Origin of the sequence: Pseudomonas sp. SIMBA_041 (genome assembly GCF_046535095.1) — a bacterium.
In the GTDB taxonomy this organism is placed as follows: domain Bacteria; phylum Pseudomonadota; class Gammaproteobacteria; order Pseudomonadales; family Pseudomonadaceae; genus Aquipseudomonas; species Aquipseudomonas mucoides.
The window spans coordinates 1-231 of the sequence record NZ_JAWRXJ010001025.1; the positions used below are offsets into that span (position 1 = coordinate 1).

The window sequence follows — 231 nt, forward strand, 5'->3', positions numbered from 1 at the left end:
CTGGCGGCCTGTCCAACGACCCGCGGCTGTTTGCCGCCACCGAGGCCCTGCTGCGTGGGGTCGACAGCCCCCTGGACCCGCTGGAACAGGAAGACGCCCTGTTCGACCTGGCCCATGCCCTGAACAGCGTCTCCGGGGTCGCCCAATCACGGCAACGTTTCGACTATGTGGCGGCCGAGCGGGCCCGGGAATACATCCACAGTGCCCTGGACCGCACCCTGACCCTGGAGG

The 231-nt window shown here is 68.8% G+C and carries 1 pseudogene; it reads left to right on the plus strand.

Annotated elements, in window-relative coordinates:
• Positions 1 to 231, plus strand: a pseudogene (locus tag SB725_RS34225) (AraC family transcriptional regulator); the annotation flags it as partial.